Origin of the sequence: Savagea serpentis, from assembly GCF_015351395.1 — a bacterium.
Lineage (GTDB): Bacteria > Bacillota > Bacilli > Bacillales_A > Planococcaceae > Savagea > Savagea serpentis.
Genome location: NZ_JADKPV010000001.1, coordinates 714,350 through 730,900 on the forward strand (window position 1 = coordinate 714,350; position 16,551 = coordinate 730,900).

Below are 16,551 nucleotides of genomic sequence, written 5' to 3' on the forward strand. Positions count from 1 at the left end.
GAGCGAGGTGTGAAGAAGAAAATAGTAATTGGAGAAGCGATTAGCCCGATTGTCAGTCAAGACGGTTCTCAAATGCTTGATTTACGACCATCCGAATGGAAAGCGTTGATGAGAAGTACGTGGCGTTCTCTTCAACGGGACCCGAGTACAGAAAAATTGTATAAGCGAGAGGTCGCGTACTTTGGCGGGGTGCTAGCAAGTCATTCAGTTGCTGCGCCTATTCGTTTTCAAGCGAAATTAAAAGAACTTGTAAATGAAAAAAGAGAAGTGATGTTGCTTCATCGAGAGAGAAGCTTTAAGAAAAAGGCGTATTCATACGGAACGTCATTTGAATACGTGTTTCGTTACCAACCGCATATGGTTGATTTATCCGTCGTTGATACATATGTTGAACTGTTCGAGCTTTCTCTACTGCTCGGTGGAATCGGTTTAAGAAGTAGGCGTGGCAGAGGGGCCGTATCACCGAAGCGAATTGTAGAAGGCAAAGAGCGAGACGTTCTTATTGGAGAGACGGCAGAAGAAGTCGCAGAAGAAATTTTTCAAAAAATAATACGAATTGATCAGAACGCACCGTTTGCGAGAAACGAAACGATCATTTATCGAACGGTCAACGATGCGAGCCGTGTAAAATACCCCGTGCTCGAAAAAATAGAAGTAGGACAACCAATTGGTGATGACGTTACTTCTTTTTTAAAGCGAGTTGATCAAACATCTCATCATGTGAAAAAACATGCGGAAAAGAATGGGCTGCCAGGAAATTGTGGATTTTTAACCGGTGAAGGCGGAACGTCGCGATTTTCTTCTTCATTGGTTGTTACACTCGTTCGAAGCGGAATGAACATATATCCGCTATATGTACAGTTAAGGGCAGTCAAAGGAAACAGAGTTTTGAATGCTTCTCCTGAGCGAGATAATCGAATCGAATTTATCAATCAATTGGAAGGGAGAAAGTCGACTTGGAAAAACAATTAGTGTTGTTAACGATTGGACCAGTCGGTGAACTGATTCAGTCCTCACGGAAAATGAAAGATTTGGCAGCAGGAAGTTTCTTACTGTCTCATTTAACGCGTTGTGCTATCGAGCGCATCGATTCATCCGATGCTGGTGCAAAAACTCAAATCATTTTCCCGAAAATGGAGTTGCCTAGTTTACCGAACCGTCTACTATTTACGATTCGGGATTCCTCTGAAAATACGAAAAAGTATTGTGAATCAATCGAAAGTGATTTGAAACGAACGTGGCTTGAAATAGTAGAAAAAACTTTTGAGAAGGAGAAAATCGAATTAACGGATGAAGCGAAAGCACAGTTGTCTCACTTTTTATCGATTCATTGGACGTTTGTTCCTTACGGTGGAGACTATGGAAAAAGTTATAACGAAGTCGTTCAAGCGATGCACGATGTGAAAAACACGAGGATGTTTGAACAACTTCCTCTCGGTGAAGGGCGCCGTTGTTCATTGTTTCCAGCGTATCGAGCGCTTTACGGAAGAAAGCGAAACGATAGATTCCCACCTTTTGCTTCAGACCTCAAGGAGGTAAATCAGCCTCTTTTGAAAGAAGGCGAGTGTTTAAGCGGCATCGCAATGTTTAAACGCCTGTTCGATCCTTCTTTGTTAAAACTCAAAGATAAAGGTAACCAAAAATCGTTTCGTTCAGTGGCGATGATGTTATTGAAACATGCCAATCGACACATTGGCGATTGGAAGCGTTACGAGGAGCTAGAGGACGAAGGGTCCGAAGTGCTGCACGATTGGATGAATGGTCATCCGATTGAAGACATCTATCCTCAAGGTGTTCTCGAGGAGTTCCGTGAGTTGAAAAACACCCATGCGGGTCCTTTGAAAAAACCATCGCCTTATTACGCATTGATTAAGTTAGACGGTGATGGTGTCGGAAGTGAATATCAAAAAAGTGGTCGATTCGATGTTCACGAACGGTTAAGTGAATCGATTGCTACATTCGCTAACGAAGCGGACAAGATGGTGACAGAAGATGGCGGGATTTGTATTTTCGCAGGTGGCGAAGACGTTCTCGCATTTGCGCCGATTGATCAAACGATGCCACTCTTGAAGAAACTGCGAGCACTGTTTCAAGAGAAAATAAAAGATGAAGCAGGTAACCCCTTTACTTTGTCTGCAGGAATTGTATTTGCGCATTTAATGTCTCCGCTTGCTCCATTATTGGAACGCGTAGAAGAGCTTGAAGGATATGCGAAAGATATGCCAGGAAAAGATGCGTATGCGATCGAAGTCCAACATCGTGGTGGGAAGCAAGTGATCTACCGCGATAAATTTGAGAAACTCGATACGTTCGAACAGTTGCTAGAACAGTTAGGACGAGAGCCGTTCAGTCGCTCGTACATCGCGAATTTATTAGAGACATTGAATCCTCTCGACGATTCATACGACAGTGCCATCATTCATGCTTTAATTCGAAGAGTAGGGCACCGTTCGTTAGAAGGTCATGCGAGCGATGAACAACAAGAAATGACCGAACTTATTTTAGATTTGTTCAATGATTCATCATCGAATGAAGGGAAGGTCGTTCATCTCGTCGACCAATTGAACGTTATTGCATTCATGCAAAAGATAGGAGCGGTAAACAATGATGAAACAGCAAATGTATAAACTGAAACCATTGGATCGTTTGTTTTTCAAAGGAGCTTCTCCGAGCGATGCCGGAATTAACTTTCATACGTCAACGATTTTTCCGCCGTATCCTTCTACATATGCAGGGATGTTTCGAGAGCTTTGGAACGTCGATGCACGGGAACTTTCAATCGGTTGGAGCGGGATTTTGTTAAACAATAAACCGATTTATCCTGCACCTCTCGATACGATGTTAGTAGCAGAACACTCGAATGGAGAAGAATCGTTGCAACTCGTTCTTCTTCAGTTGAAGCGTGATCCCTCTAACAACTTGCCGTTCCCATATGTTTTAACGGCGCCGCCTACGAGACAAGTAGAAAGTGAAGAACGGAAGCGGTTGAAACGGAAGGCGGGAAGTTGGAACGGGTTAGACCAAAAGACGTTCAGCGATTATGTCCGTGCGACAGGAGAAGCATTGGCTTTAACGACGTTTAATGAGAGCATTACTTTTGAGCAACAGACAGGCATTAGTGTAGACCTCGCCGATGGAGTGACGGAAACAGGAAAGTGGTACACACGTGAAAGTGTCGTCCTTAACGAACAAGTGCCCTTAGGTGGAGCACCTAAACAGAAAGAAGAGCAGTTGTTGTTAGGTGTCGAAGTAACGAAAGGCTTTAAAAAGCAATCTCCGGTCATCGTTAAAATCGGTGGCGATCAACGACGCGCGAAGTTAAGTAAGTATGATAAAAAGCAAGTGCAAAAAGCAGAAGGAACAAACTATTTTAAACTGTATCTCGCTACCCCTGCGATATGGAAACATGGCACTTTGCCACGTTGGATTGACCCAGCAACGTTAACCGGTACTTTTAGTTATAAAAAACGGAAAATAAGAGTGGAAGCAATCGCTGCGGCCATTGGAAAACCTGAAGTCATCGGTAGTTTTAATCCGAAAGAAAATCGACCAGTTGCTCCACAATTGGCAGTGCCTGCTGGATCGGTCATCTATTTTAAGCTGTTGGAAGGAACATTTGAAGATGCAGTTTATTTAATGCATGAGAAGAATATGAGTGACTATCGAGAGCGTCTCGGCTATGACTACCCATGGTATAAGCGAACGACGTATTGTGATAGAGGGTTCGGTCATAGTTACGTAGCAGCGTTATCTGCAGAACAAGTACAACAATTACAAAAAGAGAAAGGTGAGAAGTATGACTAATCAGCAACTGATTCATTTAAAAACAATTACTCCTTTACACGTTGGCGGAAGTTTTGAGCGAAGCATCGTTGACTTACCGATTCAACGTGAGAAACCGACACAATTTCCTAAAATTGAGGCATCGAGTTTGAAAGGGAGTTTGCGTCATCACGTATGGAAAAACAAGAAGGGTGCTTCAGAAACTGATATTGCCACTTGGTTCGGTGAGGAAAAAGGAAAAGAAACGAATGGAGAGGAGGCTGGTGGGAAGAAAGGGGAAGTCGTGTTTACCGACGCTCGCATTTTATTTTTCCCCGTCCGGTCACCGCAAGGAATTTTTGCATACGTGACATGTCCGTTTGTGATGGAGCGTTATTACCGTGATTATCGCGCGATAGGAGGAGCGGAGAAAAAACAGCTCAACTTACAAGAAATACAAAATCAAGCGGTAGTCACTGAGGATTCTCACTTAGTGTTTTCAAAAGATAACAAGCATTTCGTCGTGTTAGAAGAATTAAGGTACGAAGTGACGAAACAGAAAGATTTCAAAGATTGGTTAACATTGTTGCCCCAGACGATTCAAGAAGAAGTAAAGGGGCGCGTCATTTGTGTACCGAATGACGATTTCACCTATTTCGTCAAACATTCGACCGAAATTTCAACACGCATTCGCATTTCAGCAGAGACGGGAACGGTAGAAGACGGTGCTTTATTTACAGAGGAGTACGTTCCGGTTGAAGCCTTTTTCTATACGGCTTTGTTAAATGGTGCAGAACTTTTAGATCATATTGAACCAATCGTTCAAGTCGGCGGGAATGCAACGCTCGGAAAAGGGATGTTGCAAGTGATTAAAGGGGAGGAGTCACGATGAGCACAGTACATAATGAGCGAGCGTCCTTTGCACTTCAAAGCATTCAGACATTTTGTGAAAAGAAAAAAGAACAGGTGAAAGAGTACCGAACGATCGTCATTAAATTTCCAGCACTCGTTCAAACGCAAGGGTTAGGGAATGCGCTCACTTTTTTACATTCTAAAAATTCCGCTTCGCATCGATCCCTTTACATGACAATGATGCAATGGATGAAGAAGCAAGGCATAATAGCCGAAACTTCTTTAGAACACCTTTTCACCTTGCCGACACCGATGTACCGATTAGCAACAGAAGAAGTAATCGAACTGGCGATCTGGATGAAAGAACTGGCAGAGGGGATGATTAAGGTTGAAGAAGATGTGCATTCCGATAGAAACAGCTGATTTGATAGAAAAAAGGATAGATAATGCCTACTTAGCTTTTTACCAATATGGTAAACGAGATCAAACATTTGGTCCTTTTCAACAACCATTCCTCCATGCTAAAGCGAATCAATGTTTGAAGAACAACCTTTCGATTGTCCGAAAGGGATATCCTTTCGCTCTAGACGTGTCTGTAAAGATGTATGATAAACTCGTCATCGGGACAGGTGGCCATCAAGCATACAGCAGTAATGTAGGGATGACATTGCATCCTTTGTATGGCGTTCCTTACGTTCCGAGTCCATCGATCAAAGGATTGTTGCGGCACGTCTTTTTACATGAAATGTGTGGAGAAGCATTAGCGAAAGTGATGCAGGAAAAAAAGGACGAACCGCAAACGGATGAACAATTTGTCGAGGCGGTTTTAAAGAACGTATCTGCTGAAACGCGTCAATGTTACGTCGACTGGTTCGGAATCGGGAGCGGTACAATTAAAGAGACAGGCCAACAAGGATCGCTCATCTTTTTAGATGGTGTGATCGAAGGCAGCAACGTGCACAAAGACGTCATTACCCCTCACTATGTGGATTACTATACTAAGTTTGGGAAAAACGCACCAACGGACGATCAATCTCCAAACATCATCCAAATGAGTTCGTTAAAAAAGGTGAGCGTGCAATTTTCCATTGTAATGAGTGACGCATTAACGAAAGAACAGACCAAAACATTACAAAACCTTATCCGCCTCGCATTTGAAGAGTACGGCATCGGTGCAAAAACATCGATCGGGTATGGATTAGGAAAAGTGAAGTTCAAAGAAAAGAGTGGGGCAACATTATGAATAAGACGAAAGCATTTCAGAACATATTAACGAATTATCAACAGAAAGAAAAATCAATCGTCCAACAATTGTATTTCCAATACGATCCTCATGGAACAACGATCGGCACGTTTCGTGAAAATGTATGGAAAAAATTGTTTGAATCAGTCGTACCGAAAAAATTTGTCGTCGAACGATCGATTTTTATCGTCGATTCAGAGGGAGATGTTTCGAATGAAGTGGACTTAGCAATAATCGATCAAATGTACACACCGTACATTTTTCAACAAGATCAATTGAAATTCGTTCCGATTGAAGCGGTAAGTGCAGCGATTGAATGCAAAAGTACGTCGGCTACAAAAGAAGGATTGGAAGATTGGGCCAACTCAATTACTGACCTTCAAATGAGCCATGAAGGTATTGCAAGAATGCATACACATATTGTTCCAGGCGCAGGAGCGGCGCCTACTCAAACAGCACTTCGTCCTATTTTAATCTACTGTCATTTGGACGGTGCAGTTAGTGGAAGCGTTCGTGAATATTTTGACATGGAAATTCACGCATCTGAAAAGCCAAAAGAAAAACTACACGTGCGAATGAATACAGATCGACGGACATTAGATGATTATTATCGAGCGTTGAATCACGGAGGCTCGCGTCGTGAAAGAGACCATGCAAGTGGAGTCGAAGAAAGAATGGTGGAAGACTTATCGGTGAATTATGGCGGGGAAGAAGTGTCCATTTTATCGCTCAATTTGAAATTGAATCAGTTATTGATGCTCATTAACAACCCGCCACTGTTTCCACATTACGCATACGCTCAAATGTTCAATGGTCTGGAAGGGTAAAAATAGCTGCGAACCTGAAGTGCCCATGAAAACCCCAGGACCTTCGCAAAGAAAACGGAACCTTTTATGAAGTTTTCGTGAAGTTATAAACATTGCTTGAAAGAAAAAGGGAAATGAGGCACAATATGTAGTAATCGAGGGATGTAAACACAACCCCTCGCAGTCTCCCTCTACATAGAGGGAGTGGATTGAAATATGTAGATCGACGTGCGAAAGACGGTCATAAAAACGGTCTCCCTCTACATAGAGGGAGTGGATTGAAATAAAAAATCTGGAATCTTATAAACGTCCACTTGCTAGTCTCCCTCTACATAGAGGGAGTGGATTGAAATAGAAACGAATCTCACGTCGAATTGAAAATCATAGTCTCCCTCTACATAGAGGGAGTGGATTGAAATAACAAACTCGGCGCGGTCTTCACTTCCTAAAATAGTCTCCCTCTACATAGAGGGAGTGGATTGAAATCACGATGATGTCTTCCGTTCCTAGTCCATTGTATTGGAGTCTCCCTCTACATAGAGGGAGTGGATTGAAATATGTTATCCCTCACACCATTCGCATGACTCGATGTGTCTCCCTCTACATAGAGGGAGTGGATTGAAATAAATTATATTTCGAAGAAAAGAAGGTGAGTGATGGTCTCCCTCTACATAGAGGGAGTGGATTGAAATGAAATTAGGTTAGAGGTAGATCAGATGACATTTAGGTCTCCCTCTACATAGAGGGAGTGGATTGAAATACTCGTCTCCTCCATGTGCATTTCATCCGTCTGAAGTCTCCCTCTACATAGAGGGAGTGGATTGAAATGGAACAATGCGACAGTTTGTTTTGAAAAACGATTGTCTCCCTCTACATAGAGGGAGTGGATTGAAATGCGCTTTTAGATAAAGCATTCGATGCAGCGACAGGTCTCCCTCTACATAGAGGGAGTGGATTGAAATAAAAATACCAAATCTTTATCTTTTGGAATCTCAGGGTCTCCCTCTGCAGAGAGGGAGTGGATTGAAATAACTCTCTTGTTGTGCTGATTGGATGCGCTAAATGTCTCCCTCTACATAGAGGGAGTAGATTGTAATTAAAAAAGTCAAATATAGTAAAATAAAACAAGACGAAAAGTACTAAAAGTATTTTCTGTCTTGTTTTATTTTACTTTACTTAGTATTCGCTATTACTTACTAAACTTTCTTTCAATTTACGGATGACTTCAACATCCAACTCTCCATCCTTAGAAAATTCATTTAAAAGTATTTTAAGTATGACTTTTCGATTTTTGGAATGAGATTCTGTAGAATCTGTAGAATCTGTAGAATCTGCAATAAGATTGTTCAATTTCCTTTGTGAAATTTCTTTGTAGAAGTTATCATCTAGTAAAAAATCGTAACTCATTACATTTGTTGCATCCTCATACCCCATTTCTTCAGAAACTAGAATCCAAATCCCGTATTTTTTATGGATCATTTCAACACTCTTAGTTAAATCGTTATCTTTTTTCATTCTTTTCAAAATCATTAAAACGTCAGATAAATATTCATAAAAAAATCTCAAAACTCCTATGTTTTTGGCATCTCCGCGTCCATCATAAAAATAATCTGTTCTTATTAATTCATTATATCGGATTAATAATTTAATATTTCCGAGTTGACTCTTTTTTCTAATACTTTCTATTAATTCATCAGCATTTAAATCTTTAGTAACATCATGACCTTTTCTAAAATTAGTATGAGTTTCATAATAAATTAATACCTCTGGTAGAAAAGGAAAGACTAGTTCTTGGTAGATCGAATTATATTCTTCTTTTTTTATTCTTCGACTCTGAAGGTAATGCGATAAAAATTGAGCTCCAACTGCTGCAAACAAGGCCATTGATGCTGTAATTATAGCTGGTATATAATTATTCGCTTATCTCTCCTCCTCAATCAATTTTTTATGGAGCAGCTATGCGATTGTTGTTTACTGTCTTCTGTCTCCTTACACACACTTCCACTAAAATAAATAGAAAATTCGAAAAACCACTTGACAATGAAAGCGGAATCATTTAAGTTGTTTCTAGTGTTACTTATAAGCGTACCAATCAATCATTGATTTCCACAAGATCAATGATTTCTCGGATGTCTGTTATATGGAGAGCTTGTGCGATGCGCTCAATATGTGAAAAATTGATATTTTCTCTTTTTTGATTCGAGAGTTCTGATAAGGCTGCGTGACGTATGTCTGTTAATCTAGATAATTCTCGCAAACTAATGTTGTGTTGTATAAGCAATTCTTTTATCTTAACTTTAACTTTCAATTGAATTACCCCCTTATCATAAAATATCATTTTTTTTTGCATTCGATGGTACGCTTAAGAGTAACGAAAGGGAGGTTTGATAGCTCTGCATTTTGAGGGTTACTGAACCAAATAATTATAAAGGAAAAGTGGAGGGAAATGTATGAAATCGATTATGCGATTTGCTTTGGTAATGTTAATGGCATTGGTGTTAGTGGCATGCGGAAGTGAGGAAGGGGAAACGTCGACTGAACAGGGGGATGTTATTACTCTTAAGTTTGGACATCATGATGCTGAAGTGAGCTATACTCAAAACCCTTACCATGCATACGCTGATACATTTAAAAAGTTAGTTGAAGAACGAACAGATGGGAAAGTAAAAGTAGATTTGTATCCGAATTCTCAACTAGGTGATTTACGATCGATGGTTGAACAAGCTGCAAGGGGCGAGCTAGACATCGTTGGCGGTGCAGATGTAGGTTTACTTTCATCTTATACAAAAGCTGTTGACATTTTATCTGTTCCTTATGCTTTCAATTCTCATCATGAAGTTGTCGAACTTCTTAATGGAGAATTAGGAGATGAATTGACAGAAGAAATTGTAGACAAGAGTAACTTACATGTTTTATCTTACTTGCCTACTGCTTTAAGACATTTTAGTAATAGTAAACATGAAATTCGAACTCCAGACGACATGAAAGGTATGAAAATCCGCACACAAGAAATACCAGTACACCAGGCGATGGTGCGATCGTTAGGAGCCAACCCTACTGCCATCCCATTTGAAGAAGTTTATTCTGCATTACAAACGGGAGTCGCGGATGGTCAAGAGAATGCACCTTACACGATGATTAACTCGAATCTACATGAAGTGCAAGATTACTATACGATGGACGGTCATCTTGTAAATACTGCAACAATTATGATGAATCATGATGTATTGAATAGCTTGGATTCCGAGTTACAAGAAATTATTATGGATGCGGCTCTTGAAGCGCAAACTACAATGATTGATATTTTAGATAAAAGAACAGAAGAAGATTTAGAAACGTTTAAAGAACGTGGTATTCAAATTACCGAGTTGACGAAGGAAGAACGAGAAAAGTTCAAAAACTTAAGTATGCCAGCAGTACTAGAACTTTTAGAAAAAGAAGTTGATCAAAAATGGATTGACTTATTGCTGAGTAAAATAGACATGAACTGAGGTGATAGTAAATGCTTCATTCTATTGGTGAACGAATCGCTAGAGTATCAGAAGTAATCGCATCGATACTTTTTGGAAGTGTTGTCATTGTACTATTAACTCAAGTTCTACTGAGAGTTTTTTTCGATGGTGGGATTGCTTGGGCTGATGAATTTGCAAGATATGTAGTCATTTGGGCAGTTTTAATTGTATCAAATGCAGTTGTCCGAAATGATGAATTGATTGCGGTTGATTTTTTTGATCATTTTTGGCCAGAACGATTTGTAAAATGGAGAGATGTTATTTATCAAGTAGTCTTTTTATTCATTCTTGCCCTGTTGTTCTGGACAGGATGGAAGCAAGCAATGGAGAGCGTGCATATTAAAACAGCTGGATTGCAGATTTCTTGGTTGATTCCTTATTTAGCTATTCCAGTAGGTATGGCACTCATTCTTTTACAGTATTTACTGAAAATTTTACAAGTCTTCAATAAAAAGAATGAGGTGATAGAGGATGTCTAGTGCTCTAATTGCTGTGTTAGTTATTTTAATAGCCATGTTAGTTTTAGGATCACCAGTTGTGTTAGCGATTGCTACTGCGGGAATTAGTTATTTTTTAATTAAACCCGACATGCTAGGATCTTTAACGATGTATGTGCATAAGTTTTACACAGGGATGGACAGCTTTGTTTTCTTAGCAATTCCTCTATTTATACTAGTTGGTGAATTGTTATCACAAGGAAAAATGATGGATCAACTTGTGCAGTTTTCTCAGTTAATTGTTGGCCGATTTCGTGGTGGATTAGCCCATGTCAACGTTTTTGGAAGTATGTTGTTCGGAGGAGTATCAGGGTCTGGATTGGCGGACGTCTCAGCGTTAGGACCAATTCAAGTAAAAATGATGCACAAAGCAGGATATAAAAAAGAATTCGCAGCTGCTTTAACGGCTACATCGGCTATTCAAGGGCCAATTATTCCACCGAGTATCCCATTGGTCATCTTTGCGGGACTAACAAACGTTTCTGTCGGAGCTTTATTTTTAGGTGGTATTATTCCAGGAATTTTAATTGGATTAGCTCAAATGATTTTAATCGTTATTATGGCTAAGAGAAAAGGTTTTCCGAAAGAAAAACAAGATTTTACTTTAAAAAATATTATTAAAGTAACCTCATCTGCCATAACTGCTTTAATGTTGCCAGTTATCATTATTGGTGGAATTTTAGGTGGGTTTTTCACACCTACAGAGGCAGCTGCAATAGCAGTGGCATATGCATTTATTATTAATGCTGTCACTATGAAAAAAATTGACTTAAGAGCTACGATGAGGGCATTGAATAACACTATTAGATTGAGTGCCAGTATTTATTTAATCATTGGATTTACGTCTGTCATTAGCTATATTTTAGCAATTGAACGTATTCCTTCTTTGATTAATGATCTAGTCGTAGCTTCTAATGTATCACCTTATCTTTTGTTGTTTATTGTCAATATATTTTTCTTGTTGAATGGAATGTGGATATCTGATGTAGCGCAATTATTATTATTCGCTCCAATTTTTACACCAATCTTTGCAGGAATGGGTGTGGATCCCGTACATTTCGGAGTGGTGATGGTAGTTAACGTTATGATTAGTATGATTACACCACCTTATGGTATGGCTTTATATTTAGCAGCAGCTATAAGTGACTCTAAGTTGTCAACTATCGTTAAAGAAGCATTTCCATTTTTATTAGTGTCGATTGCGGTACTGTTTTTAATTACGTATGTACCTTCGCTCGTTATGTTTTTACCAAATTTGTTTAATTAATTGAGGAGAATAATATGGGAAGTATTTTGACTTTTCAACCTAGTATCGAAAAGAGTGGTTTAGACTTAATTAAAAGCCATTTTCATGTCATTGAGCTCGGTGCGTTCTCAGAAAATCCAGTAATTGATGCAATTAATCGTCATCAAATTGTAGGAATAGTGACAAGAACAGAAAAGATTACCGAGAAGTTATTAGCTTCTACCCCTAGTTTGAAGTTTATAGCACAAAATGGGGTAGGAGTTGACAATATTGATGTGGATGCTGCAACGAAATATGGTGTACAAGTATTAAATGTACCTAATTCTAATTATACGGCAGTTGCAGAACAAGTTGTCATGAGTGTGTTAGTCTTGAATAAGAAATTTTTACCATATCATCAAGCGATGAAACATGATGATTATGATGTGAGAGAAAGAATTGTTGGCACAGAAGTAGTTAATCAACGAGCGTTGATTTTAGGATATGGGCAAATCGGTCAAACGGTAGCACGTATGTTTAAAATATTGGGGATTCACGTTACAGCGTATGATCCTTATTTATTATCTTCATTTGTACAAGCGGAAGGTGTTTCACACTTAAAGAAGATTGAATATTCGGAACTAAAGGCATTTGATATTATTTCAGTCCATTTACCCTTGACCGAGCATACTCATCACTTTATCAATCGGACATTTTTGGACTCCTTAAAGGAATCAGCAATTATTGTGAACACCTCTAGAGGAGGAGTAGTCGATCAAAATGAAATAGATCAAGCACTCAAGCAAGGGAAAATTGCTGGTGCAGCCCTCGATGTATTAGAAAGCGAGCCACCTGCGATAGATGATCCTATTTTAAAAAACGAAAAAGCATTGTTATCTCCACATGTAGCGGGAGATACAAGAGAAGCGAAAGTAAGATGTGCACATTTTGTTTTTGAAAATATAAAAGATTATTTTCAAAATAAAATACCGAGAAACTTAATAAATCTGAATGTGTTAAATAGAAAGGAAGAAGACGAATGAAAAAAGAACAATTAGAAAATGTAATGTCTGCGTTAATTACGCCATTGAATGCAGATTATACGGTAAACCATGGGGCGTTAAAAAAGTTAATTGATGTGCAGATTAAAAAGGGCATCGGTTCTATTTTAGTGTTAGGGGGAACAGGTGAATATTTAGCTTTTTCTGATGAGCAACGTAAAGAAGTTATTGACGTCGCTGTTCAGCATACGAACAAAAGAGTTCCAGTTGTCGTAGGATTAATTTCTCCAGGAATAGAAGACAATATAAAAATTGCTAAATACGCTAAAGAATCAGGAGCGGACGTTATTTTACCGGTAACTCCTTATTATTTAACAGTGAGTCAACAAGGATTTATCGATTATTATAAGGAGCTAGATCGAAAAGTCGATATGCCAATGTTGCTCTACAATTATCCGAGCAAGACAAATTCTAATATTTTGCCAGAAACAGTAGAGAAGTTGGTGAATGATGTGCCGAATGTAATTGGAATTAAAGAGTGTACGTATGATGTAGGCCAAGTAACGGAACTCATTGCTCGAGTGGGTGAGCGAATTACAGTAATGGCTGGAGAGGAATACAGTGCTTTTGCAGCGTTTGCTCTAGGAGTTAAAGGGGCCGTCATGGCAAGCTCTAACGTCGTTCCAGAACATTGGGTGAAGCTATTACAGTTAGTGAAAGAAGGAAAATTAGAAGAGGCACGTCAAAAAAATGCGGAATACTTCCCGCTGTATCAAGATATCTTTATTGAAAGTAATCCAGGACCATTGAAATATGTCATGAATGAGGTTGGATTAGATGTTGGACCAACGAAATTACCATTACTTGAAATTAGCGAGGATTCTAAGCAAAAATTAAATCAACTTATTGAAAAGTATAACATTGTGATTTAAAAGCAAGGAGACATAGGATATGGAGCAAATATTATTGTTTAATCCTTCTATCCATTTAGCAGGGATTACACAATTAAAAAAATATGCTACTTTGCACTTTATCGATTACGTAAATGAACAGCAAGTGATTGATTATATAAATGAGCATAATATTACAACTATCATTACAAGAATGGAAGTTGTAACAGATCGAATGATTACCGACACATCGACATTAAAAGTCATTGCTAAAAATGGTATTGGAATTGATAACATTTCACCTTTAGCAGCTGAATACGGAATTGATATTTTAAATGTGCCAGATGGGAATATTAATGCAGTAGTCGAATATGTATTAGGAGCGATTTTCTTAACAGCTAAAAAAGCGATACAACATGATAAAAATGTAAGAACAAAGCAATGGCAACAAAGAGATATTCAATTAACAGAAGAAGTAGCCAACAAAAAAATACTACTTATTGGATTTGGTAATATTGCACAGAAGCTTGCTGAGAAATTGTTCTTGTTCCATCTGCAGGTATATGCTTTTGACCCTTACGTAAGTGAAGCGAAAATGTCTTTTTACAATGTAAAGCGTGTGAATCAAATACATGAAGTGTTAGCGGACATGGATTATGTTTCAATCCATGTCCCCCTTACTGAACAAACTCATCACCTATTGTCCGATCAAGAGTTTAATCACTTTAAAAAAGGCGCAGTTTTAATCCATGCAAGTCGTGGGGGAGTAGTAGACGAAGAAGCATTATTACGAGCAATCGATAAAGATATCATATCGCAGGCTGTACTAGATGTTTCAGAAAATGAACCATCATATAGAGAAGAGTTAAGGACAAATGAACGCATCATATTAACACCCCATATTGCTGGAGTAACTGAACAATCAAAAATGGTATCTGCACAAATTTTAGCCGATACTATTATTCAATATCATCAAGGAAAAAAACCATATAATTTAGTCAACGTATAATTTTAAAGGTGTGAAAAGAGTGGAAGTGTACAAAAATTATATCAATGGACAATGGATTGATCATTCGAAAGAACAAATCGATGTCATCAATCCAGCAACTGGAGAAAAAGTAGGGCATGTACCGCGACACGGGAAGACAGAAGCAACAATAACTGTAGAACATGCACATCAAGCTTTAAAGACATGGAAATTTATGAATGCAAAACAAAGAAGTGCTTATTTATATCAATGGCATACTTTAATTAAACGGGATGCAGAACAATTAGCTAGAACTATGACACTAGAACAAGGGAAACCGATACAAGAAGCATTAGCCGAAATTCATTATGCTAACAGTTACGTACTTTGGTATGCAGAAGAAGCGAAGCGATTATATGGACAAACGATTCCGGCATCTGTAGACGATAAGAAATTAATTGTACAGTATGAAGCGGTTGGTGTCGTAGCTGCTATTACCCCTTGGAATTTCCCCGCTGCAATGATTACAAGAAAAGTAGCGCCTGCTTTGGCAGCAGGATGTACAGTCTTGTTGAAGCCTTCAGAATTGACACCATTGACTGCTCTAAAATTGGTAGAATTAGCAGACGAAGCAGGTATACCAAAAGGAGTCATTAATGTTTTGACAGGCACTAGTCGAGAAATTGTTAAAGTTTGGACAGACGATGCTAGAGTAAGAAAATTGACATTCACCGGATCGACAGCTGTTGGTAAAACGTTAATGCGTGATATCGCTCAAACGGTTAAAAAGGTCTCGCTTGAATTAGGGGGACATGCTCCGTTTATCATTTTCGACGATGCTCAGCTAGAAAAAGCTGTAGAAGGAGTAGTCCAATCTAAATTTAGAAATGCGGGTCAAACGTGTATTTGTACAAACCGAGTATACGTGCAACATACGATAGCGGAGAAATTTACTAACTTATTGAGAGAAAGAATAGAACAATTAAAAGTTGGGAATGGATTAGAAAGTGACACAGAAGTAGGTCCTTTAATCAATCAATCTGCCATTGATTGGATGCAACATCAACTCGAAGATGCTTTAGAGAAAGGAGCTCAACTAGTAACAGGTGGAAAAACGATGCAACGTGAAGGCTTTTACTATGCTCCTACCTTATTAATTCATACAGACGACACGATGTCTTGCATGACAGAAGAAACGTTCGGACCGATTATACCTGTCGCAACATTTGAAACGATGGATGAAGTAGTAGAAAAAGCGAACGATTCTATTTATGGCTTAGCTGCTTACGTATACACCCAAAATCTTAGTCAAGCCATTACAATCTCTGATCGTTTGGAATATGGAATTGTCGGTCTAAATGATAGCCAACCTTCCACAGCTCAAGCTCCTTTTGGAGGATTTAAAGAAAGTGGCATGGGACGTGAGGGAGGAAAGGAAGGCTTAATGGAATACGTAGAAACAAAATATATCTCACTGCAATATTAAATAAAAAGATTAAAAGATTGTAATGAATATATGAAACAAGATGTACGTTACGATAAGCATTGTTGAAAGAGGTAACTTGAAAGAAAAAGGGAAATGAGGCACAATATGTAGTAATTGAGGGAGTTAAATACAACCCCTCGCAGTCTCCCTCTGCATAGAGGGAGTGGTTTTGAAATGAAACATCGCGTAGTTGCTATCATGAGCACTACGCGATGTTTTGTATGGAAGTATTTTACGACTTGTCAGAAGAGATTATTTATACAAATCTTGTAAGGTTGTTTCACTGAACCAAAACATTAGATTGTTGTTA

General features: G+C 38.8%; 16 protein-coding genes and 1 CRISPR repeat array. Of the genes, 14 read left to right on the forward strand and 2 right to left on the reverse strand.

The annotated features are described in order from the left end of the window. The first annotated feature begins 9 nt into the window (after nt 1-9). From IRY55_RS03635 to IRY55_RS03665, 7 genes are read left to right on the forward strand one after another with little or no spacing between them, the layout of a single operon-like run. Complete coding sequence (locus tag IRY55_RS03635; protein WP_194561886.1) at nt 10-972, forward strand: hypothetical protein; 963 nt, start codon at nt 10-12, stop codon at nt 970-972. Then, entirely contained in the window at nt 957-2,627 is a 1,671-nt protein-coding gene (gene cas10, locus IRY55_RS03640; protein ID WP_194561887.1) for a type III-B CRISPR-associated protein Cas10/Cmr2, read from the forward strand. The genes IRY55_RS03635 and cas10 overlap by 16 nt, the downstream gene beginning before the upstream one ends. Next, nucleotides 2,605-3,804, forward strand: coding sequence for a type III-B CRISPR module-associated Cmr3 family protein (locus IRY55_RS03645; RefSeq protein WP_194561888.1), 1,200 nt, complete (start codon nt 2,605-2,607; stop codon nt 3,802-3,804). The genes cas10 and IRY55_RS03645 overlap by 23 nt, the downstream gene beginning before the upstream one ends. Then, the gene (gene cmr4 / locus IRY55_RS03650) at nt 3,797-4,654 is read left to right on the forward strand and encodes a type III-B CRISPR module RAMP protein Cmr4 (RefSeq protein WP_194561889.1); all 858 of its coding nucleotides are present in this window, start codon (nt 3,797-3,799) and stop codon (nt 4,652-4,654) included. The genes IRY55_RS03645 and cmr4 overlap by 8 nt, the downstream gene beginning before the upstream one ends. Continuing rightward, nucleotides 4,651-5,037 carry a type III-B CRISPR module-associated protein Cmr5 gene (gene cmr5 / locus IRY55_RS03655; protein ID WP_194561890.1) on the forward strand — a complete coding sequence of 129 codons (387 nt, stop codon included), beginning with the start codon at nt 4,651-4,653 and terminating at the stop codon, nt 5,035-5,037. Before cmr4 ends, cmr5 begins: the two co-directional genes overlap by 4 nt. Continuing rightward, nucleotides 5,012-5,857, forward strand: coding sequence for a type III-B CRISPR module RAMP protein Cmr6 (gene cmr6 / locus IRY55_RS03660; protein WP_235961051.1), 846 nt, complete (start codon nt 5,012-5,014; stop codon nt 5,855-5,857). Before cmr5 ends, cmr6 begins: the two co-directional genes overlap by 26 nt. Continuing rightward, nucleotides 5,854-6,684: a DUF6602 domain-containing protein gene (locus tag IRY55_RS03665; RefSeq protein ID WP_194561892.1), complete on the forward strand. Its 831-nt coding sequence runs from the start codon at nt 5,854-5,856 to the stop codon at nt 6,682-6,684. Before cmr6 ends, IRY55_RS03665 begins: the two co-directional genes overlap by 4 nt. A 162-nt stretch (nt 6,685-6,846) precedes the next feature. Continuing rightward, nucleotides 6,847-7,760: a CRISPR direct-repeat array (repeat unit 33 nt; unit sequence GTCTCCCTCTACATAGAGGGAGTGGATTGAAAT). Nucleotides 7,761-7,839: 79 nt separating this feature from the next. Here IRY55_RS03665 and IRY55_RS03670 read toward each other — a convergent pair. Then, nucleotides 7,840-8,541 (reverse strand): hypothetical protein, encoded by a 702-nt coding sequence (locus IRY55_RS03670; protein ID WP_194561893.1) that lies wholly within the window; start codon nt 8,539-8,541, stop codon nt 7,840-7,842. Between the two features lie 214 nt (nt 8,542-8,755). Then, entirely contained in the window at nt 8,756-8,977 is a 222-nt protein-coding gene (locus tag IRY55_RS03675; protein WP_194562380.1) for a helix-turn-helix domain-containing protein, read from the reverse strand. A 136-nt stretch (nt 8,978-9,113) separates the two neighbouring features. Between IRY55_RS03675 and IRY55_RS03680 the strand changes: the two genes are divergently transcribed. The 7 genes from IRY55_RS03680 to IRY55_RS03710 are packed head-to-tail and all read left to right on the forward strand — an operon-like array spanning nt 9,114 to nt 16,241. Next, entirely contained in the window at nt 9,114-10,154 is a 1,041-nt protein-coding gene (locus IRY55_RS03680; RefSeq protein ID WP_194561894.1) for a TRAP transporter substrate-binding protein, read from the forward strand. A gap of 11 nt (nt 10,155-10,165) precedes the next feature. Further along, entirely contained in the window at nt 10,166-10,654 is a 489-nt protein-coding gene (locus IRY55_RS03685) for a TRAP transporter small permease (protein ID WP_194561895.1), read from the forward strand. Beyond that, nucleotides 10,647-11,939, forward strand: a complete 1,293-nt coding sequence (locus tag IRY55_RS03690; RefSeq protein ID WP_194561896.1) for a TRAP transporter large permease — start codon at nt 10,647-10,649, stop codon at nt 11,937-11,939. The genes IRY55_RS03685 and IRY55_RS03690 overlap by 8 nt, the downstream gene beginning before the upstream one ends. A gap of 14 nt (nt 11,940-11,953) precedes the next feature. Beyond that, a complete protein-coding gene (locus IRY55_RS03695) occupies nt 11,954-12,940 on the forward strand; it encodes an NAD(P)-dependent oxidoreductase (RefSeq protein ID WP_194561897.1) in 987 nt (328 codons plus the stop codon). Beyond that, the gene (dapA, locus tag IRY55_RS03700) at nt 12,937-13,830 is read left to right on the forward strand and encodes a 4-hydroxy-tetrahydrodipicolinate synthase (protein ID WP_194561898.1); all 894 of its coding nucleotides are present in this window, start codon (nt 12,937-12,939) and stop codon (nt 13,828-13,830) included. Before IRY55_RS03695 ends, dapA begins: the two co-directional genes overlap by 4 nt. 19 nt (nt 13,831-13,849) lie before the next feature. Then, on the forward strand, nt 13,850-14,797 hold the full coding sequence (locus IRY55_RS03705) for an NAD(P)-dependent oxidoreductase (protein WP_194561899.1): 948 nt from the start codon (nt 13,850-13,852) through the stop codon (nt 14,795-14,797). Nucleotides 14,798-14,816: 19 nt separating this feature from the next. Then, on the forward strand, nt 14,817-16,241 hold the full coding sequence (locus IRY55_RS03710; RefSeq protein WP_194561900.1) for an NAD-dependent succinate-semialdehyde dehydrogenase: 1,425 nt from the start codon (nt 14,817-14,819) through the stop codon (nt 16,239-16,241). Nucleotides 16,242-16,551 lie beyond the last annotated feature (310 nt).

Bases quoted from the DNA above. Each gene is read 5' to 3' on its own strand.
- IRY55_RS03645 (WP_194561888.1), top strand. From the start codon at position 2,605: ATGATGAAACAGCAAATGTATAAACTGAAACCATTGGATCGTTTGTTT.
- cmr4 (WP_194561889.1), top strand. From the start codon at position 3,797: ATGACTAATCAGCAACTGATTCATTTAAAAACAATTACTCCTTTACAC.
- cmr5 (WP_194561890.1), top strand. From the start codon at position 4,651: ATGAGCACAGTACATAATGAGCGAGCGTCCTTTGCACTTCAAAGCATT.
- cmr6 (WP_235961051.1), top strand. From the start codon at position 5,012: ATGTGCATTCCGATAGAAACAGCTGATTTGATAGAAAAAAGGATAGAT.
- IRY55_RS03665 (WP_194561892.1), top strand. From the start codon at position 5,854: ATGAATAAGACGAAAGCATTTCAGAACATATTAACGAATTATCAACAG.
- IRY55_RS03680 (WP_194561894.1), top strand. From the start codon at position 9,114: ATGAAATCGATTATGCGATTTGCTTTGGTAATGTTAATGGCATTGGTG.
- IRY55_RS03685 (WP_194561895.1), top strand. From the start codon at position 10,166: ATGCTTCATTCTATTGGTGAACGAATCGCTAGAGTATCAGAAGTAATC.
- IRY55_RS03690 (WP_194561896.1), top strand. From the start codon at position 10,647: ATGTCTAGTGCTCTAATTGCTGTGTTAGTTATTTTAATAGCCATGTTA.
- IRY55_RS03695 (WP_194561897.1), top strand. From the start codon at position 11,954: ATGGGAAGTATTTTGACTTTTCAACCTAGTATCGAAAAGAGTGGTTTA.
- dapA (WP_194561898.1), top strand. From the start codon at position 12,937: ATGAAAAAAGAACAATTAGAAAATGTAATGTCTGCGTTAATTACGCCA.
- IRY55_RS03705 (WP_194561899.1), top strand. From the start codon at position 13,850: ATGGAGCAAATATTATTGTTTAATCCTTCTATCCATTTAGCAGGGATT.